Genomic DNA, 8,497 nt, shown 5'->3' on the forward strand with positions numbered 1-8,497 from the left:
GGCCAACACCTCCGCTACGCTACCCATGGCGGCATAACCACCTGTAACACCGTGTCCACGATCAAGGGTCAAGGCCCAGCAGACCCTCAGTAGTTCGTGTGGGGTGCCGCTCTAAGAGCGTCGATCTCGGCACCACGTGCCAGGTGCAGGATCTCTCCTGGCCTGAAGCGCAAAATGGTCTCTAACCAGGGAAATGCCTACCTCCTTGGTAAGGGTCGGTGCAATCAGGTTGCAAATGTAACTAGTTGCATTTAGAGTGCTTCCTAGACCTAACCCATGACGGCAAGGAACATAGGCGTTCACATGACAAAGCAGCACGCAGCGAACGACGCGACGAGCGTCACGAACAACGACACTCTTCTGTCGGTGCGAGACCTTTCGATCAGCTTCGGCCATGGAGATTCACGCGTGGATGCCGTCCACGGGATATCGTTTGATGTGCCGCGCGCGAGCATTGTCGGCGTAGTCGGCGAGAGTGGCTCAGGAAAGTCCGTTACCTCACTCGCGATAACCCGATTGTTTCCGCGATCCGCCAAGGTCACCGTCACCGGAGAAGTGGTTTTCCGCGGCAAGGACCTCGTGACGATGAAAGACTCGGAACTTCGCCGACTTCGGGGAACGGGTATCTCCTACATCTTCCAGGATCCTCTCTCGTCCCTCAACCCAGTGCGGAGGTGCGGACAGCAGGTCGCTGAAGCGGTCAAAATTCATGAACCGCACGTTGCTGACGATGCTGTGCAGGCTCGGGTCATCGAATTGTTCGAACGACTGGGACTGCCTCGCGCCAAGGAAGTAGCGCAGAAGTTCCCGCATGAACTCTCGGGGGGAATGCGGCAGAGAGTCATGATCGCCATGGCTCTCGCCTGCCGACCCGAACTACTTATCGCCGATGAGCCGACGACTGCGCTCGATGTGGTCGTACAAAAGCAGATCGTGAACCTTCTGGAGGAGGTAGTTCAGGAATTCGGCACGTCCATCCTATTCATCAGCCACGATCTCGCGCTGGTCTCCAGCATCGCAAAGAAGGTCGTGGTTGTCCGTGACGGTGTAATCGTCGAGTCTGGGCCCACTGAGGAGGTTTCACGGCACCCGAAGGATGAGTACACGCGCACGCTCTGGGCTGCCACGCCGACTCTCGACGGGCCGGCGCGCAGTGGGGAGGGCCGTAGTCACCTGCGAGACGATGCCACAAACGTTCTTGAGGTTCAGGGGCTGCAGCATTCGTTCACGAAAGCGAGGCGCGGTGCCGACCTGACTTTCGCTATGGACGACGTGTCCTTGACGGTAAAGCCCGGGGAGACTGTATGTGTTATCGGGGAATCGGGGAGCGGGAAATCCACGCTTGCGAGGAGCGTCGTCGGTCTCCTCGCTCCCGATAGCGGAAGCATCAAATTTGCGGGAAGGGAACTCGTCCACGCTCGACGCTCAGACTGGAAGCAAGTCCGGTCGGACATCCAGATGGTGTTCCAAGATCCGTATGCCTCGCTCAACCCCCGCATGATGATCTCGGATCTCATTTCTGAAGGCCTCCTCATCAACCACAGGCTGTCTTCAAGGAAAGAAGCGAGGAGCCGGGCCGTTGAACTGTTAGAGCTTGTCGGACTCGGCGAACGCCACGCATACCGATACCCACATCAATTCTCTGGCGGCCAACGGCAGCGAATCGCCATTGCCAGGGCCCTCGCACTCAAACCGAAACTGCTCGTCTGCGACGAACCCGTCACCTCGCTTGACGTCTCTGTCCGCGCACAGATCGTTGACTTGCTCATCAATATCCAGGATCAGGAGGGACTGACCTATCTCTTCATCACCCATGACATCGCCCTGGCTAGACAAATCGGAGATCACGCCATCGTCATGCATCAAGGGAAGGTCGTCGAATCGGGCAGTGCGATCGCCGTAATTGATCACCCGACTCATGACTACACCAAGGCTTTGCGCGCAGCCGTCCCCGCATCCCCTCTGCCCTAGGGCGGCAACCAATCGTCTCCAACTTGAAAATCACATCAATGAAGTAAGGAAAGAAGAACATGTCGACAAGAAGAAAGCTAACGGCTCTGGGCATCGTCGCCCTGACCCTAGGTAGCGCACTCACCGCGTGCTCCTCAGACGAGGGGACGCCAACTGCGAATTCAGGCGAGTGCGGATCCGGGGAGCCGATTGTTGTCAACCTCTCGTACTCCACCCAGCCAGCAACGCTGGATCCCAACTATGAAACCATCATCGACTTCGCGCAGATCAGTCGAAACATGTTTGACGGCCTGTTCAGGCTGAACGACAAGCTGGAGATCGAGCCCGGCCTCGCCAAGGAATACAAACAAGTTGATGATGTGACCTATGACATTCCCCTTCGTGAAGATGTGAAATGGCAGGACGGTTCGGCCTTCACCGCAAATGACGTGGTGTCTACCTTCAACAGGATCGCAAGTGACGAGGACCTCGCGTCCAAGCAGAAGGGGTACGTCTCCAACGTTGCTTCTGTAACTGCCACGAATGATCATGAGGTTCAGTTCAAGCTGAAGCAAGCAGACGCCACCTTCATCAAGTCTCTGGCCACACTGATCTACATCACACCGGCCGACATTATCGAGCAGGACGGTAACGCGGCCTTCGGCAAGACCCCCGTCGGTACTGGGCCGTTCAAGCTCAAGAGCTGGACCCAGGGTGATCGGATCACGCTGGAAGCCAACTGCGATTACTTCGGGGAGAAGCCAATCCCCAGCGAGGTGTCGTTCCAGATCAATGCAGAACCCGCGACGGCAGTGAGCGCACTCCAGAGCGGCGAAGTCGATATCGCCTCCAAGCTCCCGGCAGATCTGACGAAGACTCTCGAGGGCAATCCCGATATCAATTTGCAGACCATCGACGGAATCGAAGCCTACTGGCTTACGATCAATTCAATTGCTGGCGGCCCCTTCTCGGATCAGCGAGTTCGCCAAGCCCTGAACTACGGCGTCGACAAGGCGACCATCACGGAGCAGCTCTACAGCGGCAACGCAACGGAACTGGGGCAGATCTACGCAGGCAGTATCTTTGGTTCCTCAAAGGATGTAACTCCCTACCCGTTTGACCCTGAAAAGTCCAAGCAGCTCCTGGCGGAAGCCGGGTACCAGCCAGGCGACGTGCAGCTGGATCTCGTGCTCGATCGGGATGACTGGAGGCCGACCTGGCTGGCGATCGCTGCGAATCTCAGCGACGCAGGCTTCAACGTGAAGACCACTTTTGACCCGAACTTCTTCACCGACAAGATCGTCACCGGGGATATGGCGGCGAATCAGATCTACTTCATGTCGAACAACAACATTCTCTTGGACGCCGACTACGCGCTCGGCCTCCATCTCGACTGCGCAAGACGTTGCCTCTACTTCAAGGACGACGCCGTGGACAAAGCCATTGCCGACGCACGCGGAATCGCCGACCAGGACGAACGACAAGCAGCATATGACACGCTCAATGCCCGGCTGAAGGAGATCGCACCCGAGGTATTCCTCTACAACGCCAAAGTCACCTACGGCATTAACAGCCGAATTAATTGGACGCCGCGTCCTGACCAGGCAATTTACCTCGCTCAAGCGGTTAAGACTTCCTGAGCGACGAGGTGTGGCCGTGGCTGCGATAGCCACGGCCGCACCGTTCAACAAGAGAGAAAACTCAATGTTGCGACAAATCCTTCGCCGCTTGATTCATAGCTTGCTTGTGGTTCTCGGAATCACCGTGATCACATTCCTGCTGGTCTATATCGCAGGCGATCCCGCCTCCCTCATAGCAGGCGACAACGCTACGGCAAACCAGATCGAGACTATTAGGCAAGACAGGGGGTACGATCGCCCCATCATCGTCCAGTACCTCGACTGGCTCTGGCACGCGCTCCAAGGCGATCTCGGTACTTCCTATCGAAGCGGACAGCAAGCACTAGAACCTGTGCTTGCTGCACTTCCCAACAGCCTGGCATTGATCGGAGCTGCCCTGGCGATCTCGAGCATTGTTGGTGTCGCCGTCGGCGTCGCTGCCGCAGTTCGACGCGGCGGGATCTTCGACCGTATCGTCATTGCTGGGTCGGTCTTCCTGCAATCCCTCCCGACCTTCTGGCTGGGCATCGTACTCATCCTCATCTTCGGAGCAACCCTTCGGCTCCTGCCGACATCCGGATTCCGGGGGCCAGAGTACCTCATCCTTCCCGCAGTCGCCCTCGCGCTTTTCCAGATTGGAACCTTCGCGCGAATCGCTCGGTCATCCATGATCGAAGTCCTGGACTCTGACTTCGTCAGAACAGCAAAAGCAAAAGGTGCTACCTCTCGTTCGATCATCTTCGGACACGCCTTGAGAAACGCAGCCCTGCCCATCATCACCGTCATCGGACTCGAACTCGGGGGTCTCTTCGGCGGAGCCATCGTCACCGAATCCGTGTTTGGCTGGCCCGGCATCGCCACACTCGCCCTTTCGGCGATAGAAACGCGCGACATGGCCGTGGTGCAAGCCTTCGTGCTCGTCGTTGGCGTGCTCGTTGTCATCACCAACCTCATCATTGACATCCTCTACGGGCGCCTCGACCCCAGAACCAAAGGAGCACAGTAATGTCTGAGACTCACAAGCAGACGCCCTACTCTGCACCGGTCACCGAAACCACCGCAATTGCCCTACCAAAACGAAAGAACCGGAAGAACTGGCAGCTAATCATCCCTGCGGCACTGCTCGCACTGATCGTTCTCGCCGCAATCATTGCTCCGCTGTTAGCACCATACGGCCCAAACGCTCAAAACCTGACCGCACGTCTCCTTCCTCCTATCTGGCAAAGCGGCGGCTCCATCGAACACATTCTTGGCACAGACGATCTCGGTCGAGACATCCTCAGCCGCATCCTCTACGGTGCGCAGGTCTCGCTGACGGTCGGAGCAATCTCAGTCGTGTTCCGAGCTGTCATCGGTGTCACCATCGGTCTCCTCGCCGGCTACTATGGTGGCCCACTTCGAACCTTCTTCATGCGCCTCGGCGATATCCAACTGGCCCTGCCTGCTCTTGTTCTTGCGATCGGCATCATCGCTGCGCTCGGCCCGAGCGTCGTAAATGTCGTCATCGTGCTGTCGCTCGTCGGATGGATCTTGTACGCGCGACTCGTCGTCAGTGAAGTGCAAGTCATTCGGCAGCAGGACTTCACTTCCAGCGCCAGGTTGCTCGGTGCATCAGATCTTCGCATCATGCTCAGACACATCTTGCCGAACATTATTCCAACCATCATCGTCTACGCGAGCCTCGACTTCGGGGCAATGATGCTCATGGAGGGTTCTCTCTCCTTCCTGGGGCTTGGCGTGCAACCACCACAACCGTCCTGGGGTGGGATGGCATCGGACGGCCGCGCTTTCATTGGATCGGCCTGGTGGATTGCGACACTTCCTGGCGCAGCCTTGGTGATCACCGTGGCAATCGTCAACGTTCTCGGAGAACAACTGCGAGATCGCTTGGACCCAAGACTGAACTCCACCAGAAGCGAGTAAAGAGACCATCTTCGGGCCACGATCTTTCACTGGCCAGGCACGAACCCGGAATGCGTTCGGGGAAACGTGGACTTTGTGCGTGTCCGAAGATTCCTGGACTGCAGGGGAGCTAGAACTCCATACCACCATCACCAACAACCGTCGTGCGTGTTCGACTGACCCCGCCTGCGGAGAATGCAGAGAACCCTTTCGAAGCAAGGCTCGCACACGCATCACATCACATCCACAACCACTAACGACTTGCAGATGTAACTAGTTACATTTAACCTGGAGCCATGTTAATTCTCACCAACGCACAAATCGTCACCGGCGACGGTTACTCGCCGGTATTCACAGGATCAATTGCCATCGAAGACGGCATGATTGTCTCGACCACTCCTAATAATGTCGCTGGCGGACCCGGTGACACTGTTCTCGATCTCGGTGGTCGACTAGTGGTACCTGGCGCCATAAACTCGCATGCACATGCTGCTGCGCCAGGGCCTCGTTTCGCAAGCGGCACGCCTGGTGTATCGCTCGCGGAGTCACTAGGCAACCTGCGACGTCATCTGCTCCAGGGGCATACCACCGTCGTTGACCTGGATGGATTCAAGGTCCCTGCCGAGAACGCAGAGGTTCGGCAGAAGCAGCTGGTCAAGGTCGAAATGTCTACGGTGCACTTTGAACCAATGTTCGCCGCCGCGGACGCCTGCGACGGGGCCGGCCTCACTGCCACTCATCGGGCCATGACCGCGCAAGAGATGGCGGATTACGGCGCCGTCGTTATCGGAGAAGTCGGGGCCGGCATGACGCTCGGCGGAGGCGGGCAGGACTACATGTACATCCCCGCCGCAGTCGAGCAAGCGACCGGCGTCAGGGTCACCCCCGGGCAGGCAGCGGAACTCAAGTTTGCAGTTCTCGGTCGCCATATTCGGCCGGGGAAACCTGACCTGCAGCGCGTGGCCGCACTGCGTGACGAGTACGGTCTCCAGATGCTTAGCGACGATGACATGGTGGCACTCATCGAGCAATCCGTGCTCCCGTCCTTCCAGGTTGCCCTGGACGGGGTCGTGCGGTCAGCGTCTCTGGCCGTCGAACTCGGAATCCCTACCCTCGTCCACAATGCGGCGTCTTCAGACGAACCATCTCGAGAGGCCGCAAAGATCGCCGGTGAACTCTTCATCGGCGGGCACACCAACCACGCCACATACACCGCTGAGGAAGCCGTTGCGAATGCTCGGTGGATCCGGGACAACGGTGGTTTCATCGAGATCGATACTTTCGACGCATGGGGAAGGCGAGAACTCGACAAGACCCCTTCACATCTCATCCCTCTGATGCAGGCAGATCTCGTCGACATCATTGCCACTGACTACGCGGCAGGACACTGGGACGGAATCTGGGAAATGGTCGCAGGCATCGTCCAGGCTGGACTGGCACCCATCGAGAAGGCTGTTGCCTACGCCACCGGGAACGTCGCCAGAGCACTCCCGCGCATCGGCGCTACTCGAGGGGTTCTGCGCGCCGGACTCTCAGCGGATCTGGTGATCACTTCGTCGAAATCGCTCGCCGACATCCAGATGGTCTTGATCGACGGGGCGATCGCGTTCACCGCCCCCGAACTTCCTACCCTGCAAGGACACGCGGCCCCGCCACCGAACGTCGGCTAGCCCTACTCAGCCATCAACCAACTAGTTAAGGATCAAGATGAAAAAAGTAATTGTCATCGGTGCCGGGGTTCTCGGTTCTTCAATCAGTTATCAGCTCGCAAAGCGTGGAGTCGATGTCACCGTCATCGATAAGGGAATTCCTGGCGATGCCGCGAGCTCGGCGAGCTTTGCCTGGCTGAACTCCACCGACAAAGCAAAGCCCGTCGAACACCACTACCTCAACGCGATGTCCATTGGAGAATGGAACTTGATCGCTCGCGAGATCGGCACCTCAAACTGGCTGCAGAGGGAAGGCAACCTTCAAGTTGCCGACACCGCAGAAGACGTCGAAGAGCTTGAGGCTCTCGTCCAGCAGTGCTACTCACTCGGCTACGCGGCTGTGCCAATCGATCCGAAGGATCTTCACCGTGTGGACCCGCTAATCAAGATCCGGCCGGAATACAAGCACGCGGTGTTTTTCCCAGACGAAGGCCACATCACCATCCCCCTTCTCGTTCACGATCTGCTTCGTGCAGCGAGCGGGCTAGGTGCGACGGTGCGGCATTCGACGACCGTCACCAACCTTGTGCAGAAAGATGACCGGATCTCTGGCGTCGTTCTCGAAGACGGCGAAACCCTGAACGCCGACCTTGTCGTGCTCGCCGCCGGTGCCGGTATCGGCGAACTGCTCAGTAAGCAAGGTGTCGATGCGAATACCCAGGGGCAGCCGGGAATCACGGTGACCACTTCGCCCGGGGCATCGCATATCTCCACGATGCTTCATCTTCCCGGCCTCAGCGTTCGCCCTGATACTAGCGGGCGCATTGTAGTCCGTTCTTCGGCAGCCGACGCCGCCATTGATCTCGAGGCCTGGACCCTTCCCGAGAGCGCGACTCAGGAACTGTTCCGTCAGGCCGCCGAAGGTATCTCCGATTTCGACGCTGCATCCGTGCGAGCAGAGCGTGTCCAGATCGCCTACCGCCCCTACCCGCTCGACGGGCTCCCCGTCATCGGCAACTGGCAGGGCCTGCCGGGTCTCTACGTCTCGACCATGCACAGCGGCGTCACCCTCGGAGCCATCGCCGGCCGACTCGTCGCCGAAGAAATCACTACGAACGAAGTCGCACCGATCCTCGACGGGTTCCGTCCCTCGCGCCTCATTGCTGCGATGGAAAGCGGAGAGGCATTCTTTGACCCCTACGCGTTCGAACGCGAGAAGCGCGCTCAGGCTTGAGTTAGGTCAAAGACCAGTGAGACCGTGGGCCTGGTAGTGAGAATCCCAAGAGTTCGGGACCTTATTTGGGTCTGCTGCACGAGTTGGTGACAGCTTGGTCAGGCAGCGAGTGCGACCTGCTCGTTCATGATGGCCTCGTACTC

Annotated in this window: 6 protein-coding genes; all 6 read left to right on the forward strand. The window is 58.3% G+C overall.

Translation table 11 applies throughout. The features are described from left to right. The first annotated feature begins 276 nt into the window (after positions 1-276). Complete coding sequence (locus AC0KXF_RS14770) at positions 277-1,971, forward strand: dipeptide ABC transporter ATP-binding protein (protein WP_473109898.1); 1,695 nt, start codon at positions 277-279, stop codon at positions 1,969-1,971. Between the two features lie 59 nt (positions 1,972-2,030). Further along, on the forward strand, positions 2,031-3,590 hold the full coding sequence (locus AC0KXF_RS14775; RefSeq protein WP_473109899.1) for an ABC transporter substrate-binding protein: 1,560 nt from the start codon (positions 2,031-2,033) through the stop codon (positions 3,588-3,590). A gap of 16 nt (positions 3,591-3,606) precedes the next feature. Then, positions 3,607-4,575 carry an ABC transporter permease gene (locus AC0KXF_RS14780; protein WP_473109900.1) on the forward strand — a complete coding sequence of 323 codons (969 nt, stop codon included), beginning with the start codon at positions 3,607-3,609 and terminating at the stop codon, positions 4,573-4,575. Next, a complete protein-coding gene (locus AC0KXF_RS14785) occupies positions 4,575-5,492 on the forward strand; it encodes an ABC transporter permease (protein ID WP_473109901.1) in 918 nt (305 codons plus the stop codon). The genes AC0KXF_RS14780 and AC0KXF_RS14785 overlap by 1 nt, the downstream gene beginning before the upstream one ends. Positions 5,493-5,767: 275 nt before the next feature. Continuing rightward, positions 5,768-7,141 carry an amidohydrolase family protein gene (locus tag AC0KXF_RS14790; protein ID WP_473109902.1) on the forward strand — a complete coding sequence of 458 codons (1,374 nt, stop codon included), beginning with the start codon at positions 5,768-5,770 and terminating at the stop codon, positions 7,139-7,141. Positions 7,142-7,178: 37 nt separating this feature from the next. Beyond that, positions 7,179-8,354: an NAD(P)/FAD-dependent oxidoreductase gene (locus tag AC0KXF_RS14795; protein ID WP_473109903.1), complete on the forward strand. Its 1,176-nt coding sequence runs from the start codon at positions 7,179-7,181 to the stop codon at positions 8,352-8,354. Positions 8,355-8,497: the final 143 nt, after the last annotated feature.

This window comes from Leucobacter holotrichiae, assembly GCF_055791005.1.